At 34.1% G+C, this 22,539-nt stretch carries 20 protein-coding genes; 12 read left to right on the top strand and 8 right to left on the bottom strand.

What is annotated here, in order from left to right; translation table 11 throughout:
• Nucleotides 1-6: 6 nt before the first annotated feature.
• The 7 genes from mfd (at nt 7) to CLU83_RS17130 (ending at nt 8,319) form a co-directional block, all read left to right on the top strand.
• The gene (gene mfd / locus CLU83_RS17155) at nt 7-3,285 is read left to right on the top strand and encodes a transcription-repair coupling factor (RefSeq protein WP_369828809.1); all 3,279 of its coding nucleotides are present in this window, start codon (nt 7-9) and stop codon (nt 3,283-3,285) included.
• A gap of 125 nt (nt 3,286-3,410) precedes the next feature.
• Nucleotides 3,411-4,283 carry a sce7726 family protein gene (locus CLU83_RS17150; RefSeq protein ID WP_100432737.1) on the top strand — a complete coding sequence of 291 codons (873 nt, stop codon included), beginning with the start codon at nt 3,411-3,413 and terminating at the stop codon, nt 4,281-4,283.
• Between the two features lie 3 nt (nt 4,284-4,286).
• Nucleotides 4,287-5,222, top strand: a complete 936-nt coding sequence (locus CLU83_RS17145; protein WP_100432736.1) for a sce7725 family protein — start codon at nt 4,287-4,289, stop codon at nt 5,220-5,222.
• Between the two features lie 5 nt (nt 5,223-5,227).
• Nucleotides 5,228-6,241 (top strand): RES family NAD+ phosphorylase, encoded by a 1,014-nt coding sequence (locus tag CLU83_RS17140; RefSeq protein ID WP_100432735.1) that lies wholly within the window; start codon nt 5,228-5,230, stop codon nt 6,239-6,241.
• 15 nt (nt 6,242-6,256) lie between these two features.
• The gene (locus CLU83_RS22690) at nt 6,257-6,379 is read left to right on the top strand and encodes a hypothetical protein (protein ID WP_255411008.1); all 123 of its coding nucleotides are present in this window, start codon (nt 6,257-6,259) and stop codon (nt 6,377-6,379) included.
• A gap of 141 nt (nt 6,380-6,520) precedes the next feature.
• Nucleotides 6,521-7,450, top strand: coding sequence for an AraC family transcriptional regulator (locus tag CLU83_RS17135; protein WP_100432734.1), 930 nt, complete (start codon nt 6,521-6,523; stop codon nt 7,448-7,450).
• A gap of 101 nt (nt 7,451-7,551) precedes the next feature.
• A complete protein-coding gene (locus tag CLU83_RS17130; RefSeq protein ID WP_100432733.1) occupies nt 7,552-8,319 on the top strand; it encodes an SDR family NAD(P)-dependent oxidoreductase in 768 nt (255 codons plus the stop codon).
• An 828-nt stretch (nt 8,320-9,147) separates the two neighbouring features.
• Here the strand turns inward: CLU83_RS17130 and CLU83_RS17125 are convergent.
• A complete protein-coding gene (locus tag CLU83_RS17125; RefSeq protein ID WP_100432732.1) occupies nt 9,148-10,488 on the bottom strand; it encodes a serine hydrolase in 1,341 nt (446 codons plus the stop codon).
• 185 nt (nt 10,489-10,673) lie between these two features.
• Between CLU83_RS17125 and CLU83_RS17120 the strand changes: the two genes are divergently transcribed.
• The 5 genes from CLU83_RS17120 (at nt 10,674) to CLU83_RS17100 (ending at nt 13,802) form a co-directional block, all read left to right on the top strand.
• Complete coding sequence (locus CLU83_RS17120; RefSeq protein WP_100432731.1) at nt 10,674-11,888, top strand: aminotransferase class V-fold PLP-dependent enzyme; 1,215 nt, start codon at nt 10,674-10,676, stop codon at nt 11,886-11,888.
• 10 nt (nt 11,889-11,898) lie between these two features.
• Nucleotides 11,899-12,330: a hypothetical protein gene (locus CLU83_RS17115; protein WP_100432730.1), complete on the top strand. Its 432-nt coding sequence runs from the start codon at nt 11,899-11,901 to the stop codon at nt 12,328-12,330.
• Nucleotides 12,327-12,746, top strand: coding sequence for a SufE family protein (locus CLU83_RS17110; protein ID WP_100432729.1), 420 nt, complete (start codon nt 12,327-12,329; stop codon nt 12,744-12,746). Before CLU83_RS17115 ends, CLU83_RS17110 begins: the two co-directional genes overlap by 4 nt.
• Nucleotides 12,747-12,893: 147 nt before the next feature.
• Nucleotides 12,894-13,217: an SUF system Fe-S cluster assembly protein gene (locus CLU83_RS17105; protein WP_077374862.1), complete on the top strand. Its 324-nt coding sequence runs from the start codon at nt 12,894-12,896 to the stop codon at nt 13,215-13,217.
• Nucleotides 13,218-13,292: 75 nt separating this feature from the next.
• On the top strand, nt 13,293-13,802 hold the full coding sequence (locus CLU83_RS17100; RefSeq protein ID WP_100432728.1) for a DUF2480 family protein: 510 nt from the start codon (nt 13,293-13,295) through the stop codon (nt 13,800-13,802).
• A gap of 53 nt (nt 13,803-13,855) precedes the next feature.
• Here CLU83_RS17100 and hflX read toward each other — a convergent pair whose 3' ends face one another.
• From hflX to CLU83_RS17065, 7 genes are all read right to left on the bottom strand, one after another.
• A complete protein-coding gene (gene hflX / locus CLU83_RS17095) occupies nt 13,856-15,097 on the bottom strand; it encodes a GTPase HflX (protein ID WP_100432727.1) in 1,242 nt (413 codons plus the stop codon).
• Nucleotides 15,098-15,446: 349 nt separating this feature from the next.
• Entirely contained in the window at nt 15,447-16,208 is a 762-nt protein-coding gene (locus CLU83_RS17090; protein WP_100432726.1) for a Bax inhibitor-1/YccA family protein, read from the bottom strand.
• A gap of 77 nt (nt 16,209-16,285) precedes the next feature.
• Nucleotides 16,286-17,716 carry a murein hydrolase activator EnvC gene (locus CLU83_RS17085; RefSeq protein ID WP_100432725.1) on the bottom strand — a complete coding sequence of 477 codons (1,431 nt, stop codon included), beginning with the start codon at nt 17,714-17,716 and terminating at the stop codon, nt 16,286-16,288.
• Nucleotides 17,717-17,826: 110 nt separating this feature from the next.
• The gene (locus CLU83_RS17080; protein ID WP_100432724.1) at nt 17,827-19,059 is read right to left on the bottom strand and encodes a murein hydrolase activator EnvC; all 1,233 of its coding nucleotides are present in this window, start codon (nt 19,057-19,059) and stop codon (nt 17,827-17,829) included.
• A gap of 23 nt (nt 19,060-19,082) precedes the next feature.
• Nucleotides 19,083-19,886 carry a DUF4292 domain-containing protein gene (locus CLU83_RS17075; protein WP_100432723.1) on the bottom strand — a complete coding sequence of 268 codons (804 nt, stop codon included), beginning with the start codon at nt 19,884-19,886 and terminating at the stop codon, nt 19,083-19,085.
• Nucleotides 19,886-21,238 carry a lipopolysaccharide assembly protein LapB gene (locus CLU83_RS17070; protein WP_100432722.1) on the bottom strand — a complete coding sequence of 451 codons (1,353 nt, stop codon included), beginning with the start codon at nt 21,236-21,238 and terminating at the stop codon, nt 19,886-19,888. Before CLU83_RS17070 ends, CLU83_RS17075 begins: the two co-directional genes overlap by 1 nt.
• 128 nt (nt 21,239-21,366) lie before the next feature.
• Nucleotides 21,367-22,377: a sugar phosphate nucleotidyltransferase gene (locus CLU83_RS17065; protein ID WP_100432721.1), complete on the bottom strand. Its 1,011-nt coding sequence runs from the start codon at nt 22,375-22,377 to the stop codon at nt 21,367-21,369.
• Nucleotides 22,378-22,539 lie beyond the last annotated feature (162 nt).

Genomic DNA, 22,539 nt, shown 5'->3' with positions numbered 1-22,539 from the left:
GTAAAAATGCAATTGGACGGTTTGCTGGGATCGGCGACTTCCTTTGTGATTCAGTCAGTTTTCAAGAAATCGGAACTTCCGTTTTTGGTCGTTTTGAACAATAAGGAAGAAGCGGCGTATTATTTGAACGATTTGGAACAGATGATAGGCGAACAGGATGTTTTGTTTTATCCGGGTTCTTTCCGCCGTCCTTACCAAATTGAGGAAACCGATAATGCCAATGTGCTGCTTCGTTCCGAAGTACTCAATAGAATTAATTCCCGTAAAAAACCAGCCGTAATTGTAACGTATCCAGAAGCACTTTTTGAAAAAGTTGTTACGAGACAAAATTTGGATAAAAACACTTTGAAAGTTACTGTTGGCGATAAAATTTCGATTGATTTCCTGAACGAAGTTTTATTTGAATATGAATTCAAAAGAGTTGATTTTATTACAGAACCCGGAGAGTTTTCCGTTCGCGGTGGAATTGTAGATGTGTTTTCGTTTTCGAATGATAATCCGTACCGAATAGAATTTTTTGGCAATGAAGTCGAAAGCATCCGTAGTTTTGATGTTGGCACGCAGCTGTCATTAGAAAAGCAGAAAAAAATCACCATTATTCCGAATGTCGAGAATAAAGTTTTTCAGGAAAACCGGGAAAGTTTTCTGGATTATATAGCCGAAAGAACGGTTCTGTTTTTTCAAAATACAGAGAATCTTTTATACGAATTGGATAAACAATTTGCCAGAGCCGAAGAAGCTTTTGAAAAATTATCCAAAGATATCAAACACGCCACTCCAGAACAATTGTTCCTGAACCAAAAGTCATTTGTGAAAAGAGCGTTGGATTTTTCGGTGGTGGAATTTAATTCGAAACCGGTTTTTAAAATTACCAAGAAATTTGAATTTCATATTCAGCCACAGCCGTCGTTCAATAAACAGTTTGATTTGCTGCTGAATAATTTGAGTGACAACCATTTTAACGGGTATCAAAATTATCTGTTCTGTTCAAATGAAGCGCAGACGAAACGTTTTCACGATATATTCGAATCGTTGGATGAAGCCAATTCCGAGAATATCCGCAAGCAGTACAAGACGATTGTTTTGCCTTTATACCAAGGTTTCATCGATCAGGAAAACCAAATTTGCTGTTATACCGACCATCAAATTTTTGAGCGCTATCATAAATTCAGCATCAAAAATGGCTATTCGAAAAAGCAAAATTTAACCTTAAAAGAACTCACAACTTTATCCGTAGGCGATTATGTAACGCATATCGACCACGGAATCGGGAAGTTTGGCGGACTCCAAAAAATACAGGTCGAAGGTAAAACGCAGGAAGCAATTAAATTAGTTTATGCCGATAACGACATCGTGTATGTGAGCATTCACTCGCTGCACAAGATTTCGAAATACAACGGAAAAGACGGAACGCCACCCAAAATTTATAAATTAGGATCGAATGCTTGGAAGGTTTTAAAACAAAAGACCAAAGCAAGAGTCAAGCATATTGCATTCAATCTGATTCAGCTGTATGCCAAACGCCGATTGGAAAAAGGATTTCAATTTGCACCGGACAGTTATCTGCAGAACGAGTTGGAAAGTTCGTTTATCTATGAAGACACACCCGACCAAATCAAATCTACGCAGGAAGTCAAAGCCGATATGGAAAGCGAGCGTCCTATGGATCGTTTGGTTTGCGGAGATGTTGGTTTTGGTAAAACCGAAGTAGCCATTCGTGCCGCTTTCAAGGCTGTTGATAATTCAAAACAAGTTGCAATTCTAGTTCCAACGACAATTTTGGCGTACCAGCATTACCGTACTTTTAGTGAAAGATTAAAAGATATGCCGGTTTCTATCGGTTATCTGAACCGTTTTAGAACTGCCAAACAAAAAGCGGAAACGTTAAAACAATTGGCCGAAGGCAAACTCGATATTGTCATTGGAACTCACCAATTGGTCAACAAAAATGTGGTTTTCAAAGATTTGGGATTATTGATTGTAGATGAGGAACAGAAATTTGGTGTTAACGTAAAAGACAAACTTAAGACAATTGCTGCCAATGTCGATACACTGACATTGACGGCAACTCCTATACCACGAACGTTGCAGTTTTCATTAATGGCAGCACGGGATTTATCAGTAATTACGACACCTCCACCAAACAGATATCCTATAGAAACGAATGTAGTGAGTTTTAATGAAGAGTTAATTCGGGATGCGATTTCGTATGAGATTCAGCGTAACGGACAGGTTTTCTTTATCAATAACCGAATCGAAAATATCAAGGAATTTGCAGGAATGATTCAGCGATTAGTACCAAATGCCCGAGTGGGAATTGGTCACGGTCAAATGGAAGGTGCAAAACTCGAAGAACTGATGCTTGCTTTTATGAACGGTGAATTCGATGTTCTAGTTGCAACGACTATTATTGAAAGCGGATTAGACGTTCCGAATGCGAATACCATTTTCATTAATAATGCCAACAATTTCGGCTTGTCTGATTTACATCAAATGCGGGGTCGAGTAGGTCGAAGCAATAAGAAAGCATTTTGTTATTTCATCTGTCCACCGTATTCTCACATGACCGAAGATGCGAGGAAACGAATTCAGGCTTTGGAACAGTTCAGCGAATTGGGAAGCGGTTTGAACATCGCCATGAAAGATCTTGAGATTCGTGGTGCAGGAGATCTATTGGGAGGAGAGCAAAGCGGTTTCATCAACGACATTGGTTTTGATACCTACCAAAAAATCATGAACGAAGCCATAGAGGAATTGAAGGAAAACGAATTCAAGGATTTATACCCCGAAGAAAACAATATAGAAACCAAGGAATATGTAAAAGACCTGCAGATCGACACTGATTTTGAGCTGTTGTTTTCAGATGAATATATTAATAATGTCACGGAGCGATTGAGTTTGTACAACGAATTGGCCGATGTGAAAAACGAAGAAGAACTGGTTGTTTTCCAAAACAAATTAATTGACCGTTTTGGCCCAATGCCTCCAAGAGCGCTTGCTTTAATGAACAGCATTCGCATCAAATGGATTGCAACTAGAGTGGGAATCGAAAAACTGGTGATGAAAAAAGGCAAGATGATTGGCTATTTTGTTTCCGACCAGCAATCTGATTATTATCATTCGGTGCGTTTCCATAAGGTGATTCAGTTTGTGCAAAAAAATAGCAGTATCTGCGTAATGAAAGAAAAACAAACGCCAGCTGGGTTGCGACTGTTGCTGACTTTTGATAATGTGAAATCCACAAGGAGAGCATTGGAATTGATGGAGATGTTGGGTGGGGAGTAGGATTTTAATTCTACTTTTTGAGAGTTTGTAAAATTTATTTTATAAATTGGCTTTATCTTTAATATGAGTCAATTGTAATATTGGGATTGAGATAAAACAATATACCTTTGTAAAAAAAAACAGGAATGTCTAATAAAAGCATATATAATCAAAACCAATTAAGAGATTATTCTTCTTTATTTTCTAGAAGTGTTGCTGAACTTTGGATGAAATCTAACTTTGATTTAATTGATTATAAAATTGAGCGCTATGATGTAAAATGGCAAAATTCAACGAATGCTACTTATTTAGATTATCTTAAATATGTTTATCAAATCCTTGAAAAAAATTACCAAAACGAATATATTTTTAAAAATTCATTTTTGAATGATTGGTTAATAAGTGAAATTGGACATAATAATACCAAAGTTTTTAATGAATTTAGAGTTGGTAATGCTGTTGCTGATTTAGTTATGTTTAATGGTAAATCAAAAGTATTTGAAATTAAAACAGAATTTGATTCTGCCAAACGATTAAATTTACAAATCGAAAATTACAGTAAAGCATTCAATCAAACTTTTTTAATTGTTCCAGAAAGTAAATTATCGGTTTATTCAAAATTTGATAAAAGTATTGGATTGATATCTTTTAATAACAATGAAAAAGCTGAAAGATTCACTCTTCAAAGAGATGCAATTACAAATGAAGAAGTTGATTCTGAAACGATAATGAAAGTTCTTCATACAAATGAATATAAATCGATTGTAAAATCTATTTATGGAGAATTACCTATTATGACTAGTTTTAATCAGTATAATATTTGTAATGAGCTTATAAAGAAAATTCCAAATAATGAATTAAATAAAAAATTCATTGAAAAAATGAAAAGCAGGTATTTGGAAAATGTTCTATCCAGCCGTTATTATAAAGAATTTAATCAAATAAGCCTAGCACTTAAGTTAAATAAGAAAGACAGGGAAATTATGATAAAGAATCTAAAATCACCAATAAAAAATTAGACTATGTATTATCCCTTTTTAAGAGCAAGGCAGTTTGAGCTTATAACTTTACGGGAATTAGCAAGTGAAGGTGCTACACAAGGTTGTATAGTTCCAATCCTTGAACCTGTAAAATTAATATTTAATAACTTAAATCTAGCTTATAAAGTTTTTGAAGAGCATAAACAAAATATATATCTTATAGTAAATCCAGCATCTGGTGAATTGATTGGGGATAATAATCATTATTTAGATTATTTAAATGGACTAGATAATGAAATAGTTTTGCCTGCTTTTCATTATAGGAATAACAGCGAGTATATTACACAAAGTATAAATCATTATGGGTTAAATCAATGTATGTTGATTTGTAAAAATGATATTCGTGAAAACGATGAAGATTTTAAAGTTTTAGCTCGATTAGAACAAGTAACCGTCATAAATATTGAAGATCCATCAAGAAATAGAGCTTTACATAGATTTGTACAAGGACTTGGAAAAACTTACGTAAGATTAGATGATTTATTTGAAAAGCAAGCACGTAATAGCGATTTTTTAAGTATTGAAGAACATCGATTTTCAGAAGAACATATTTACTATGCTGAAGATCATTACAATGGTTTTTCAGATTACACAGTATTGCCAAGTGAGTTTATTGATGGAGGTAGTACACCTAGAGCAGTTGTTATTCATTTAACATACATAAATGGACAAAGTCAAATAATGATTAGGCATTTTACTTCCGAAAGCAATGATTCTATTGCTAATATCCAGGGAAAATTTGCAGAAGCAGCTCAAAAAGCAGTAGAGTATTGTAGATTAAATCATCTTACAAATTCTGCTATCCAAGAATTAGAAAATTATTTTGATGAGCAACACTATCCTGGGTTAGGAACTGTAAAAAAAATATCAATAAAAAATCATTTATTGATAGTGTCCCATTATTTAAGAAATAGGTAGTTAATATGGAAGTTTGTCCAAATTGTTTTGCTGATAAGGAACTGAAAGGTTATATTTCTTCATCTACGAATTTAGGATTGTGTAAAGTTTGTAATTCTAAAAACATTCCTTTATTAGCAATTGAAGAGTTGCTTGATTTTTTTCAAGAGCTTATAGATAATTATAAACCTTCCGCTGATGGAGAACCTTTAAAGTCAAAAATTCAAAGTAATTGGAGTTTTTTTTCAACTCATAATGTTGCATCTATAATTCTTAATGAAGTATTACCTAGAATTACAACAGGTATTCAAAATTCAGAAGATTTAGTAAATTACACAGAAGATATAATTGAAAATTTTTCTTATTGGGAAAAGTTCAAAGAAAAATTAAAATGGTCAAACAGGTTTATCTCTGATATTGGTTATTTAGAAGAATTGGGATGGGATGGTTTCTTTAATACTCAATTTGAACTTAATAGTTCTGATGAATTATTTAGAGCAAGAGTTCATCATAAAAGCAATATGGCAGCCTATGAAGCTGAAGAAATGATGTGTCCTCTATCTAATTTAGCTGGAGGTGGAAGAGCTAATCCACTTGGCATTCCTTATTTATATTTAAGTGATAATCCTGAAACAGTATTATATGAAGTTAGAGCATCATATTTAGACGAATTGAGTATTGGTTTATTCCAACTAAAAAAAGAACTCAGTTCAGTAAAAATTGTTGATTTTACAGAAGACACTTCATTATTTCAGCCAACAAATGTAAACCAAACCATAAAATCAAAACTACTAAGAGATAAGATCAGTAGAGATTTATCAAAACCTATGAGAAGATATGACAGTGAAATTGAGTATATACCTACTCAATTCATTTGTGAATTTATTAGGATTTTCACTGGGGCTAGTGGAATTCGTTTTAGTAGTTCTTTACATCCAACTGGAAAAAATATTGTTATGTTTGATCAAGAATTGATGGAGTGTAAGCAAGTTTTTTTGAGGAAAATCAATAGTATGAATTTAAAGGCAATTGAACTTTAATATAAAAACAATTCTATGGATGAAATTTTACCAGAAAACATCAAAATCATTGTTAAAACGAATCCAAAAGATTGGTTTGATGATTTAAAGTTCAGAAGAAAAACAAGAAATAGAAATGGGTCTAAAAGAAGTAGATAATGACCAATTAATAAGTAATAAAGAAGCAATGAGTCAATTCGCTAAATGGCATTAAAAGTTAAATGGATTTTACAAGTTCAAAACACTCCAGATTTTAAATTGTAAATAATCCGTATATTTGATTTTTACAAATTCATTCCCATGAAATCAAAATCAATAGAGGAGTTCTATCAGGAAATTTCCGGAGACTCTGGTACGGAACCAAATTCATTATTGCCTAATGGCATTCAAAAAGAAATTGGGCATTTTAATGTTTTCAACATCAAAGAGCTTTATGAAAGGCTAAAGGAAAAATCTTTTATGCCTTATGACCGAAGAGCTTATTATAAAATTAGTTTGATCTGGGGGAAAAACAGAGTGGAGTATGCCGACCGTGTTATTGAGATTGAAGAGAATGCACTCCTATTTGCCACACCAAAAATCCCTTATAATTATGTTCCATTAGAGAGCCAGCAATCTGGACATTTTTGTGTTTTTACTACTGAGTTTTTGACCAAGGACAAGAGCGGAATCGATTTGGATAAACTGCCTATTTTTCAAACTGACGGCTATCCCGTTTTTCAGCTGACGAAGGAAGAGACTGTTACAATTGATTTAATTTTCAGTAAGATACATCAAGAAATCAATTCGGATTATGTATATAAATACGATTTGATTCGGAACTATGTTGCCGAGCTAATTCATTTTGGGCAAAAACTGCAGCCCGTAACTGCCTTGTATTCTAAGCATAATTCAGCGGCCAGAGTTTCTTCTTTATTTGTAGAATTACTCGAAAGACAATTCCCGATCGAATCGCCCCGCCAGCGATTGGAATTGAAATCGGCCAAAGATTTTGCCAGCCGTTTGTCGATTCATGTCAATCATCTTAATAAAGTTTTAAAAGAAAACACAGGAAAAACTACAACCGAATTAATCAGCGACCGATTGATTCATGAAGCCAAGATTTTATTAAAAGAAACGGACTGGAACATTTCAGAAATTGCCTATTCACTAGGTTTTGAAGAGTTGGCACATTTTTCTAATTTTTTTAAAAAACAAACTGCATTAACGCCTATAGCTTTTCGAGTTTAAATAATCTGATTTGAATTTTGCAAACTCTGGATTGATATTTACAATTCTAAAGGTTTATATCTGTACTAATTTTGTCCCATCAACTTAAAACAAAATTAAAGATGGAAAATAAAAACTGTAAAATAGCATTAGTGACTGGAGGAAGCCGTGGATTAGGAAAAGATATGGCTTTGAATCTTGCTAAAAAAGGACTTGACGTTGTATTGACTTACAACAGTAAAAAAGAGGAAGCCGAAGAAGTTGTAACTGAAATTGAAAAATTGGGACAAAACGCAACAGCCATTCAATTGAATGTTGCTGATGTAAGCACTTTTGATTTATTTTTTCAAAAAGTATCAACGGCTTTAAAAAGTACTTTCAATACTGATAAAATCGATTTTTTGATCAATAATGCTGGGATTGGTCTTCACGAAAGTTTTGCGGCTACAACTACAGCCCAATTTGATGATTTGGTTAATATTCAATTCAAAGGACCATTTTTCTTGGCGCAAAAATCTTTGGAACTAATGAACGATGGCGGCGGAATTGTAAACATTTCGTCTGGATTGACCCGTTTTTCATTCCCAGGATATGCGGCTTATGCGAGTATGAAAGGCGCAATGGAAACATTGACAAAATATCAGGCAAAAGAATTGGGCGCAAGAAAAATTAGAGTCAATATTGTTGCTCCGGGAGCTATAGAAACTGATTTTGGCGGTGGTGTTGTTCGTGATAACGAGCAGTTAAACCAATTTATTTCTTCGGTAACCGCTTTGGGAAGAGTAGGCTTGCCTGATGATATTGGAAGCGTGGTTGCCTTTTTGTGTACCGATGATGCGAAATGGGTAAATGGACAACGCATCGAAATTTCGGGAGGAATGAATTTGTAAAATTGTTAAAATTGTAAACAAAAAAGAAGCTTTTTAAAAGCTTTTTTTTTGTTTCTGTTGCAACGACTGCAACTCAACCCGAGTATTTCCCCTTACAGCGGTTGTATTTTCAGAAATTGAAGTTACAGATTATATGTTGCTGTTTTAAATTTTCTTTAATCCTTTCATTTCAGAATCAGTTGCTTCTTTAACACTGATGACTACCTCTGGGACTCTGCCCTGAGGTAGTTTATTTCAAATTTTAGAACAAGATTCTTATTAGGTGAATTTCTTTCCTGCGCCTGCATTAAAAATGGAGCAAGACAAATCATTAAAGAGAATGTAATGAGTTGTGTGTGCTTTTAGGGGATCAATCATTTTTTTATTTTTTGAAGTAAAATGAATATTGTAAAGGCACACAAAGACAAATAGTTTCGAAGTATTAAAAATTTAAACAGCCATACAATTAATTTAAACAAAAAGTTATATGAATTAAATCTTAGCAGTCTTTGTGGCTTTACAATAATATGCTGAGTGTTACAAATAGCCTTAGCAAAGACTAATCTGTATCATGTACTGTTACAAATATAAGCAACAAGATTTGATAAGACTATTTGTAAACTACCAGTTTATAACATTAATTTTTTAACACTATATACTGATAAGGCTGTAATGTGATTTCAGATTGAATGGTAACTGGAGTGCCTCCAAAAGCATTTTCCAAGCTATCTTGAAGAGAAGCAGGAACAATATTATTTTAACATAAACTTGCTCAACTCCATTATGAGTTGTTTTTGTTCCATTATTTATATTCACTTTTAATTATTAATATAGTGAAAAATACTATAATTAATGATTGACACTCCCCACAATCCTACGCAGCAACCCATTAAAATCAAATTCTTCACTCAATCCCATTCGCACAATTACTAAGTCCTTTGACGGAATGATAAATACTTTTTGTCCCTGAAAACCATTAGCAGAATACAAATCTCGAGGTGCATCAGGATAATGTCCTCCAACATTTAGCCAAAAATGAGCGCCATAATCTCCATTTGAACCCTTGGTAGGATTAGAAACATACTTTGCCCAACTGGAGTCAAATATCTGTTCTCCGTTCCAATTGCCTTTATGCAGATACAATAATCCTAATTTGGACCAATCCCTTGTCGTTGCCCAGCCGTAAGATGAACCCACATAATTCCCGGCCATATCGGTTTCGACAAGCATCGAATGCATCCCGATTTTATCAATTAATGCCGAATACCAAAAATCTAAATATTCCTGATGCGTCTTGAACTGCTTCCGTAAAATTCCCGAGAGTAAATTTGTCGTTCCCGAAGAATAATTCCAATGTGTATTTGGTTTAAAAACGGCTGGTTTTAGCAATTGTGACCGAGTCATATCTTCTGTCTTAAAAAGCATTTGGGTGGCATCACAGATTCTGTCATAATACTCTTCCCACTCCAAGCCTGAATTCATGTGAAGCAAATCATTGGTCGTAATATTTTTTCGCTTATCGTTTTGCCATTCCACAATAGGAGCGGGTTTGTATATGTCAAATCGTCCTTGCTTTTGAAGTATTCCAAAAAGAGTTCCGGTAATGCTTTTAGTCATCGACCAGCCCAAAATAACACTGTTTTTTGTAAAACCATCTGCGTATTTCTCAGCAAGAATCTTGTCTTTGTAAATAACCAAAACCGAACGCGTTCTTTTATCATTATATCCTTTGGCATCAAACGCATTGGCAACTGCCCGATTCAATTTGACATAATCTACATTGGTAAAAACCGTGTCTTTGGGCTCTGCATCTCCATAAGGGAAAGGAAGTTTATTGGCTGATTTCGTTCTTTTGGGGATTTCATACGGCTTCGTGACATCAAAATTATCATTGATTAACATTGCTCCCAACCCCATTCTATAAATTGCTTTTCGCTTTTTTAAACCAAAAACAGTTGCTGTTGCAAATTTCCCCGACTCATTTATTTCATTCTCAGCCCAACGAATAACACCAAAATTATTATCATTCCTCTCTATATTTTCTTGTGAATGATTGGCCAAAAAATGGCTGGAAGCAATACTTTTGACCGAAAATCCAGAAATCAATTCTAGTTTGGGATATGTAGTAAAGCCAAAATAAACAGAAAACAAAAGAACCAGAAAGACACTTATTTTCAAATATTTTTTCATAGCGGAGATATTTATCCTAATTTAGTAAAAAAAAGAATACAAAAAAGAGTGGCTGATAAATTCCATTTCAATTACATCAACAGTAATGTTTTCTTCTGAACCGTTTTCACAATTATTAACTATTGTTTCTTAGAAAACTAAATCTATTGTATTACTTTTGTATTTAGAAAAATTCTAAATAAAATATGTTAGATATTCAGAAAATAAGAGCAGCCTTTCCCATTCTTTCGCAAAAAGTAAATGGAAAGCCTTTAGTATATTTCGATAACGGAGCCACTTCACAAAAACCGCAAGTGGTTATTGATGCGATTTCCAACTATTATCAAGAAATCAATGCCAACATTCATAGAGGTGTTCACACCTTAAGTCAACTAGCAACTGATGCTTATGAAGTTTCTAGAACAAAAGTGCAAAATCATATTAATGCTAAATTTGCTCACGAGGTGCTTTTTACCTCGGGAACTACTTTTGGCATCAATTTAGTAGCCAATGGATTTGCCTCGATTCTAAAACCAGGAGATGAAGTATTGGTTTCTTCATTGGAACACCACAGTAATATTGTGCCTTGGCAGATGCTCTGTGAAAAAACAGGAGCCACACTCAAAGTCATCCCGATGAATGAAAAGGGGGAATTGATAATCAGCGAATACGATAAATTGCTTTCACCAAAAACCAAAATCGTAACGGTAAATCATATTTCGAATGCGTTGGGAACAATTAATCCTATCAAATATATGATTGACAAAGCGCACGAAGTTGGAGCTGTCATTTTGATTGACGGCGCACAGGCAGTACCGCATTTAAAACCCGATGTTCAGGCTTTGGATTGTGATTTTTATGCTTTTTCGGGACATAAAATGTGCGGTCCAACAGGAACTGGAATTTTATACGGAAAAGAAGCTTGGCTGAATAAATTGCCTCCCTATCAAGGTGGCGGCGAAATGATCAAAGAGGTTACTTTCGAAAAAACCACTTATGCCGAATTACCCCATAAATTTGAAGCGGGAACGCCAAACATTGCTGGTGGAATTGTTCTTGGAACGGCCATTGATTATATGAATGAAATTGGTTTTGAGAACATTCAGAAACAAGAGCTGGAATTGTTGGATCACGCCACAAAACGATTATTGGAAATTGACGGTCTGCGAATTTTTGGTACTTCTGAAGCAAAAACTTCGGTTGTCTCTTTTAACATTGACGGTATCCACCCGTATGACATTGGAACCATCATTGACAAATTAGGAATCGCAGTAAGAACAGGCCATCATTGCGCACAACCAATTATGAATTTCTTTGGCATTCCAGGAACAATAAGAGCTTCTTTTTCTTTCTATAATACCAAAGAAGAAATTGACTCATTAGTCGAAGCGGTTAAAAAAGCACAAATGATGCTGTCTTAAAACTAAAATTATGAAGATTATATCACTCTTATTTTTGACGCTCATCCTTGGGAAAAACTGCCAAAGCCAAAGCAATATGGATTTGAGCACTGCTAAAATTGAGTACACCGCCAATTCAAGAGGGTTATACAATAGCACAGTTGTAGAAAACAAAACAGTATCCGTGACGAAAACAAGAGACGGAAAACCTGTTACAAGTTCACTCACCGATACGCAATGGAATGCTTTGATAAGTGAATTTCAAAAAGTAAATTTGGAAGAAATTCCGGGTTTGAACGCTCCTACACAAAAGCGTTTTCACGATGGTGCTGCAATGGCCAATTTAAAAATAACATACAAAGGGAAAACTTACGAAAGCCAGACTTTCGACAATGGATTTCCTCCGGAAAAAATAAAGAACTTAGTAAATAAGATACTATCCTTTTCAAAAGAAAAAGAATGACAATAAAAGAAATACAAAACGAAATCATTGACGAGTTTTCCATGTTTGATGACTGGATGCAGCGTTATGAATACATTATTGAATTAGGCAAAAACCTTCCCTTAATCAAAGAGGAATTCAAAACAGACAATAATCTGATTAAAGGATGTCAGTCGAAAGTTTGGTTACAAGGCGAACAAAACGACGACAAAATTGTCTTCACTGCCGACAGTGATGCGATTTTGACCAAAGGAATAATAGCCATTTTAATCCGTGCTTTTTCAAACCAAAAAGCCATTGACATATTAAACGCAGATACAGAATTTATTGATGAAATAGGTTTGAAAGAACATCTTTCGCCAACAAGAGCCAATGGTTTAGTTTCGATGATAAAAAATATTAAAATGTATGCTTTGGCATTTGATGCTAAAAAATAATTTAAAAACATATAAGTTAATTCAATAAAAGGATAATTAATGAATATCATCGGATACTAGAAGATTAACTTTTTAGAACTTATATTTATCAAAGACATTAATAAAAATAACCTTCAATGTCTTATATGGTTTAAAAAATAAAAAATTATGACAGAAGAAATAAACACCGCAGAATTAGGAGAATCAATCGTAAAAAAATTAAAAACCATTTACGATCCAGAGATTCCCGTAGATATTTACGAATTGGGATTGATATATGATGTAATGGTCAATACCGATTATGAAGTAAAAATATTAATGACACTTACTTCTCCAAACTGCCCAGTAGCGGAGAGTTTACCAAGAGAAGTGGAAGAAAAAGTCAAATCCATCGAACACATAAAAGATGCAGAAGTTGAAATCACTTTTGACCCGCCTTGGAGCAAAGATTTGATGAGTGAAGAAGCAAAATTAGAATTGGGAATGCTTTAGCAGTTAATTTGTTTTTGGTTTATAGTTTGTTGTTTTGAACTACAAACTATAAACTGCAAACCATAAACTTTTCGAATGGAAGAAATAATCAACAAAGTAGCGAATAGCGTTTTGGAAGTTTTCGATCTTGAAGACTATTATCCAACTGGAGTCCGCGCGCAGATTGATATTTCGCAGTGGCTTCATGATGGTTTTTTGTTAAAGGAAAAAGATTTTAGAGAACAGCTTAATAATCAGGATTGGTCACAATATCAAGATCAATATGTTGCCGTTTCTTGTGGCACGGATGCAATTGTCCCGAAGTGGGCTATTATTTTAGTAACTATGCATTTGGCTCCTTATGCAAAGAAAATTGTAAATGGCTATTTGGAAGATTTAGACTCAGCTTTATATGAAGAATTGCTTCCTAAACTTGATTATACAGCTTATCAGGACAAACCTGTTATCATAAAAGGCTGTTCCAAAAAACCCGTTCCTATGAGTGCTTATGTTTTTGCCGCACAATGCCTGCAGCCTTACGCCAGAAGCATAATGTATGGTGAAGCCTGTTCGGCAGTGCCGTTATACAAAGCAGCTAAAAAATAAAAAATACTTTTAAAACAAAAGACCTTTTAACAATTACTAAAAGGTCTTTTTGTTTATTCATTATCTTCTTTTTCCTCTTTCTCCACTGCATCTTTATAATCAGGATATAAAAATTTATTGTATGGAAAACGGGTAATGTGTATTTGCCGAACGGCTTCATAAACACGCTCCCTGAATTCTTCAAAATTTTCTTTTTGAGTAGCCGAAATAAACAAAGCATTCTGTTCCCCTAATCGGTGCATCCAGGTCTGTTTCCATTCTTCCAATGTAAAATGTCTTGGTGTCTTCTCCGTCATCAAATCATCTTCGTCAATCGTCAAATGTTTGTAGGTGTCAATTTTATTGAAAACCATAATAACGGGCTTATCATGAGCTTTAATATCCAACAACGTTTGGTTTACCGACTCGATATGATCTTCAAATTCAGGATGCGAAATATCAACAACGTGCAGTAACAAGTCAGCTTCACGAACTTCATCTAGTGTACTCTTAAATGAATCTACCAATTGAGTAGGCAGTTTTCGAATAAAACCTACAGTATCCGAAAGCAAGAATGGCAGATTTTTAATGACTACTTTTCTAACTGTCGTGTCAAGTGTCGCAAAAAGTTTGTTTTCTACAAAGACATCGCTTTTACCTACAGCATTCATCAAGGTCGATTTTCCAACATTGGTATAACCCACTAAAGCAACACGAACCATAGCGCCACGATTGCTGCGCTGTACTCCCATTTGCTTATCAATAGTTTTTATCTTTTCTTTAAGTAATGCTATCCGATCACGAACAATACGCCTGTCAGTTTCAATCTCTGTTTCTCCAGGACCACGCATTCCGATACCTCCTTTTTGACGCTCCAAGTGTGTCCACATTCCGGAAAGTCTTGGCAGTAAATATTGGCATTGCGCCAGCTCTACTTGAGTTCTTGCATAAGAGGTTTCAGCTCTTTGGGCAAAAATATCAAGGATAAGATGGGTTCTGTCTAGGATCTTACAATCAATTATTTTAGAAATATTCTTTTGCTGCGAAGGTGATAATTCATCATCAAATACCAAAGTCGATATATCGTTCTCTTTTACAAAAAGACAAATCTCTTCCAACTTTCCTGTTCCAACAAAAGTTTTTGGATTCGGACGTTCCATTTTTTGCGAAAAACGCTTCACCACTTCACCGCCTGCGGTAAATGTCAAAAACTCCAATTCATCAAGATATTCATTGAGTTTTTCTTCACTTTGGTTTTGGGTTACAATACCAACAATGGCTGTTTTTTCGAAATTTATTGTTTCTTTTTCTAGCATGTCTTTAAATAAGAATGCAAATTTAATGATTTGACAGCTACAATCCTTTTAATGCCGTTATAAAATATTTTTTAAAAGTTACACTATTATCATTACTGTTTACTTTTTTTGGGAATAATGGCAAAAAAACAAAATCTCTCCCTTTAGCCCCGATAGAAGTGGAAATCCTTGTAAGCCGTCTCGTCCCAAAAGACGAGACGGCTTACAAGATTGAAGCGGATAGCGGGACAATATTTCCTAAATTGCCTAATCTTTCTGCTTCAAAAATACAGCGGTCGAACTCCGGTTATTAGAGTCCAAAAAAATGCCCTTCATTTCTGAAAGGCATTTTTATAAATAATGTTGATTCTTATTTTTTGTTCAATTTGGATAACAATCTCAAAAATTCAATATACAGCCAAACTAGCGTTATTATCAATCCCATTGCGCCATACCATTCCATGTACTTAGGCATTTTTTGTTCTACTCCTTTTTCAATTCTGTCAAAATCTAAGAACAAGTTTAACGCAGCAATTACAATCACAAATACGCTAATACCGATACTCATCATAGAATTGCCATAGTGTACTGGTACAAAACTTGTAAACATAGAGAACAGCCAAGAAAATAAATAATAGGTTGCAATAGCTAATGTTGCCGCTATAACAATCGATTTGAACTGCTCCGTTACTTTGACAATTTTGTATTTATACAATCCTAGACAAACTCCAAAAGTAACAAAAGTTGCTCCTACTGCCTGAGTAACAATTCCTGGGTACTGCACCTCGAAAATAGCAGAAACACCGCCGATAAACAATCCTTCAAAAAGTGCATAACCCGGAGCCAAATAAGGAGAATATTCTGGTTTGAATGAAGCAATTACTACCAAAATTAATCCAACGATTCCTCCGCCAAGTGCTGGAACTATTGGATTTATTCCATTAAAAGCAGCCCACCAGATTACAGTTGCAGAAGCAATTAATAATAAAAAAAGGATTAAACTTCTGTTAATAGTTCCCGACAAAGTCATGTCTTGATTTTCCTCAATACTGATTGCTTTGAACGTATCATCTTTTCTAGAAACAGCTGTTGAAAATGTTTTGTTATTTAAAAAAGGGTTATTCGAATTCATGATTTTTCAATTTAAATTTTACCAAATATAATTTATAATTTGATAAGATGATTTAAAATTTTATTAATTTTTTTCTGCTATTTACCCGCCAGCCATGCTCTTGGATTTGTGTAAGTCGTGTTTTGGGTAATGGCAAATTTTAATATTGTTTTTCCGTCTCCGTTCGTTTTTATTTTACCTAAACTTTGCTTGATACTCACGTTGTCTCCTTTGGACACATTCACAGAACTAAGGTTTTGGTATATAGTAAAAAAATCGCCATGCTGCAGCATTACCAATTTATTCACTGGCGAAATAATGATAACGCTGGTTACCACTCCAGCAAAAACAGCTCTGGCACTGGCTCCGGAATCAGTAGTGAATTCCAATCCGCTATTGTGGATCTGCAGTTCTCTGTAAACAGGATGTGCCTGATCACCAAAACCTAAAGAAACATATCCTCTTTCTACTGGCCACGGCAGTTTTCCTCTGTTGGCTTTGAAATTATCTGAATCTACTTTTCCATCTGATGATAGATCGATTTTAGTAGATGAAACTGCTTTTACTTGTGTAGATGCCGGTTCTGCTTTTGCTATTGCTTTTTCTACTTCCTTTGGAACTGGAATTGGTTTTGGAGCTGGTTTAGATGCTGCCTTTGCTTTTGCAGCAGCTAATGCATTTGCCTTCTCGATTTCTTTTTTCTTTTCTAAAGCTTTGGCTTTTGCCAGTGCATTCGCTTTGGCAATAGCTTCGGCTTTGGCTTTTTCTTTGGCTGCTTTTTCTATAGCAGCTTTTCTATTGGCTTCGGCAATGGCAGCGCGAATTAATTTGTCAATTTTTTTGTCAATCGATTTGGCTTCCTGCTGTTTTTTCTTGATGTCGGCTATAATTTGTTTTTTATCTTTCTTCAAAGAAGCAACAAGCTTTTCCTGTTCCTGTTTTTCTTTTTCTAAAGACTGTCTTTCTTTATCATTCTCGGCAATAAGCTGTTCTTTGGCGCTTTTTTGCACATCCAGTTTAGCATTAAATGTGTATAATGAATATGTTTTAGATTGTATTTCTTTTCCTTGGATTCTCCTAAAGTTTGTATATTGTTTCATATACTGCGCTCTTTTATAAGCCTGCAAAAAACTTTCTGAAGATAATAAAAACATCGCACGGCTTTCTTCAGAACGGCTCTTGTAGGATTGAACAATCATCTTGGCATAATCTGCTTTGAGCAATTCGAGTTCCTTTTCTAATTTATTAATTTGAGATTGATTAACAGAAATTGAATTATTGAGAAGTGTCTTTTGTTTTTCGGTAGTTGCAATTAATTCTTCTTTAAGCTTAATTTTATTGCTTTGCAGAACAATAGCTTTGGTTGCCGTTTTTTCTTTCTTTTTTACCGTTTTGAGTTTCGTTTCGTTTTCTAGAATCTCCTGCTGGATTTTAACTTTACGTTCTTCTAATTTTTTTTGCTGATTGTCTTGGCTCCAAAGTACAGCAGTTGTTGTTAGAAAAATAAAACTTAGAAAATATTTTAACATCGCAGATTATATATAATGCAAACTTAATGAATGTAATGAATGGTTAATTAAAAAACAGCACTATTCTTCTTTCAGAATTAAAATCGTGCTGTTTTAATTTTTGAGAAATGCTACATATTATACAGCCAGCTTGCTGGATTATTGTAGGTTGTATTTTGTGAAATTGTGAACTTTAAAATCGTTTTCCCCTCTCCATTCGTTCTTATTTTTCCTAAACTTTGCTTAATGCTGACTTTCTCTCCTTTGGTCACAAAAACAGAACTTAAATTTTGATATACCGTAAAACAGTCACCATGCTGTATCATTACGGCTTTATTAACAGGTGACAAAACAATCACACTCGTTACTTCGCCTGCAAAAACTGCTCTGGCATTTGATCCCTGTTCTGTTGTAATTTCTACACCGCTGTTGTGGATTACTAGGTTTGGATAAACTGGATGCGGCTGTTCTCCATAGCCTAATGACACGAAACCTTTCTCAACAGGCCAAGGTAATTTTCCCTTATTGGCTCTAAAATTATCTGCTAATATTTTGGATTCTGCTGTCAATACTATTCTGGACGATGTATAGGCCGCTACGGGAGCATTTGGGTTTTCACTTGCAGCTTTTCTATTAGCCTCGGCAATTGCTTCCCGAATTAAACGGTCAATCTGACGGTCAATCGCTCTCGACTCGGTTTGCTTTCTTTTGATCTCGGCAGTGATTTTTTTCTTGTCTTTTTTAATCGAATTGACCAATTTCAATTGTTCCCTTTTTTCTTTTTCAAGGGATTGTTTTTCTTTATTGTTTTCGGCTAATAATTTTTTCTTAGCTATTTTTTGAATATTCAGCTTTTCATTATAACCTAAAAGATCGCTTGTTTTTGATTTGATTTCTTCACCCTGCATTTTTCTAAACCCCGTATATTGTTTCATATACTGGGCTCTTTTATATGCCTGCAAGAAATTCTCCGACGATAATAAAAACATGGCTCGGCTCTGTTCGGATCTGCTCTTGTATGATTTGACAATCATCTTGGCATAGTCATCCTTGAGAACAGCTAATTCTCTGTTCAGTTTGTTTATCTTTAACTGATTAATATACATGTCATTACCAAGAATTTTAGTTTGCTTCTCAGTAGTACGAATTAGTTTTTCTTTGAGTTTAATTTTATTGCTTTGTAAAATAATTACATTAACGGCAGATTTTTCTTTGTTCTTTACCGATTTCAATAATTTTTCATTGTCCAAAATTTCCTGTTGAATTTCGGCTTTACGTTTTTCTAACTTTTCTTGTTGCGACTCTTGTCCCCAAATTACTGAGGCCGTGCATAAAAAAAATAGTGCTAAGAGAAATTTTCGCATTTTACAATTATATTGGTTCAAATTTACTTAATTAAAATTCTTTTATAACCATTTGGCACACTATATGGAAAATTAAGTTCTTCGTTTACGGTTATGGTATTGTATTCCAGATTAATTTCGGTTTTTCCTTTATCCTGCGCTGCCTTTATGTCGATATCCGATGGCAGTTGGTTTTCATTATACTTTTTAAAATCCGAATAAAAAACTTCAATCTTTCTATTTTCGGCTGTTTGAGAAATCTCCTGCTTGTTTAATAAAAATGAATCTTTATTAAAAAAGAAATACTTTTTGGTACTGTTTTTTGAAAGATCTTCCAGTCGGTAGGATTGATCGACTAATGAATCCTGATACTTCCCTTTGTTTAAATCGTCCAAAGTCCGACCGATCAGTAAATTTTGGACTTTATTAAAATCCAAATCCGTTCCCAGCCATTTGCTCAATGTACTAAAATCTCCTTCAAAAAAAGTGCCGTTTAATTTCTCATAATAACTTACAGATGCCGGTGTTATTAATGCTTTAGCCATAGTAATTCCAAGGAAACGAATACTTACCAAAATCTGTTCGTCTCTTTTTATCTTAATTTCTGCAGATAAATTTTGAGATTGTTTTTCGTCATCATATTTTACATTGGATTTTATGTATAATGTCTTGAAATCATTTTTATTAGCATAATGATTTTTCAGGATTCGGTCAGATGACATTTTATCCGAATCTTCTTTTTTAATGCCTTCCGCAACTTTTCCCTTTGCTTTACATGACACCAATAGTGATGAACTGCTCATGCAAATAATACAAACAAAAAGCAGTCTTACTAGAAATCTATTCATTATTTTTTCTCTTTTAATAATTGATTGGTTTTGTTAAAATATAATTCTTTCTTGGCTGTATCTCCTAATCCGCTGTAAGCTTCACCGAGCTGTATATTGAAATTGATTTCTAACTCTTTATTTTCGACAACATAATCAAATCCCGTTTCAAGAATATCTTTAGCTTTTTTAAAAAACTGCAGCTGATTGTTGGCCAATCCAGCATAATAATAAAACTGAGGTTCTGCTGGATAAGTATCAATCATCGTCATGGCTTTTTTAACTACAGATTCAAACTCTTTGAGTTCAGTATTGGCTTGAAGCCAAAGCAGATTGGTCTCCAAATCAGCTCCCGAATTATTTTTCTCTGACATGTCATAATACTTAATTGCCTTGTCCCATTGTTTTTTATTGTGGTAAAATTTACCTATTTCTTTGGCAACATTTACTTCTTTATCATTTTTAAAATAACCAATTGCTTTATCTAAATCACTTGTAAATTGAGGATTTGCATTGGCGAAAAGCAAAAATTCATTCAAAATTCTGTGTTTTATTTTTGAATCAACTTTAGGGCTTGACAAAACTGTATTCATAGATTTCACAGCACTGGCTCCGTCATTTTTTTCGATATAACTCTTGAATAAACTTACTTGTGCCCAAACTGATTCTGGTATTTCTTTTTCTAATTTTTTAGCAACTTCCTGTGCTTTTTCATCTTCGTCATTATTCGAATATAAAAAAATTAAAGCGATATAATTAGATTCTTCCTTTGGGTTTTTATCAATAAGATCTTTTAGATTACTAACCTCTGAATTTTGAAATTTCCCTGCCGATAAAATTTCCATTTTATACATTTCTCTTCTTTCGGTTTTTCCAACTTTCTCATTCAGCTCATTGATAGCTGCCAAAGCTTTATCATATTGTTTGGTTACCATATAAAGCGAAACCAGATCTTCCTTATATTCAGCATCAAAAGGAATTATTTTATCGACAATGATTATAGCCTGATTGAAATCTTTGGTCGCATAACATACATCATACAATCCTACCCAAAACCATTTATTATTAGCGTCTATTTGTGCAGCATGCTCAAAAGACGAATATGCATTTTTATAATCTTTGGAAGCCAAATAATTTTTTCCCATTTCGAAATAAATAGTGGCATCATTGGGTTTCAATTTTAAACATTGATCCAATGCTGCTAAAGATTTATCATAATTTTCGATGCTTTTTTGAAATATCGATTCATAAAAAAAATCTTGAAATTTGTCTCCCTCTACTTTAATTTCCTCTGGTTCTGTTTGTGCCAATACAGAAAAAGCATTGCAGAGCAAAACAGAAAAAGCGAATATAAAAGTCCATTTTTTTATCATTGAAAAAATTGTTTGAAAACAAATTGATAAGTGTTTATCAGCAATTGCAAAATAAATTAAAAAAACAACAAAGCAGCATAATAAAAACTTAAATAATGCTGCTTGCTATTTTTTAATATTTTTTTTAATTATTCTAAAACCGAATAGTCGCCAATACTTATACTGGTAAAATTGCCGTCAAAACTAGCATGATTTCCAATCATTGCATTATCCAGATTGGCATTTTTTATATGTGAATGTGTTTGCACCAAACTGTTTTGTATTGTACTGTTTTGTACATGACAGCCATTTCCTAATGAAACATTTGGCCCGACAGTTGCATTAATTAAAATTACATTTTCTCCGATATAGCAAGGAGGAATTATAGTTGAATTTTCTAATTTGACATTTTGATCTACCAAATGAATACCGTCGCTGTGAAGGAAGCCGAGCATTCTGGAATTAGTTTCTACCGTAACATCTTTGTTACCGCAGTCCATCCATTCATCTACTTTTCCAGGAACAAATTTCATTCCCTTTGCCATCATTTGCTTAATTCCGTCATTAATTTGATATTCTCCTCCGTGAATGATTTTATTATCCAATACTGACTGCAGTTCGTTTTTTAAAACGGCAACATCTTTGAAATAATAAATTCCGATAACAGCAAGATCCGAAACAAACTCTTTTGGCTTTTCTACCAATTCAATTATTTCATTAGCTTCGTTTAAGTTTACCACGCCAAAAGCTTCTGGCTGATCTACTTGTTTTACCCAAATAACACTATCCGCATTTGCATCTAAATCAAAATTGGCACGAATTAAAGTATCGGCATACGCAATAACAGCTGGCCCGCTCAAAGAATCTTTGGCACACATAATGGCGTGACCAGTTCCAAGAGCTTCATTTTGATAATAAATAGTTCCTTTGGCTCCTAATTTTTGTGCAATAGCAATTAAATCTTCTTCAACTTTTTTTCCAAAACTTTCGTGGATTACGAATGCAATTTCTTCGATAGGCTGATTTAAAACTCCAGCAATGTCTTCAACTAATCTATGAACAATTGGTTTTCCTGCTACTGGGATTAAAGGTTTTGGAATGGTTAAGGTATGTGGGCGAAGGCGTGATCCGCGTCCTGCCATTGGTACTATTATTTTCATTTTGTTTTGGTTATTTTAATGTAAAGCTCACGTTATTTTGCAAAATTTACGAAGATTTTAATATGTTGTTTTTTCGCCACAGATTAAACGGATTAAACCGATCTCTACGGATTTTTATTTGAAATTATGGACGTAATGTCAGCTTATAATTACAAACAGACT

The organism is Flavobacterium sp. 1, from assembly GCF_002797935.1.
Taxonomy (GTDB): Bacteria; Bacteroidota; Bacteroidia; order Flavobacteriales; family Flavobacteriaceae; genus Flavobacterium.
This window is presented reverse-complemented; position numbering and strand designations above follow the sequence as displayed.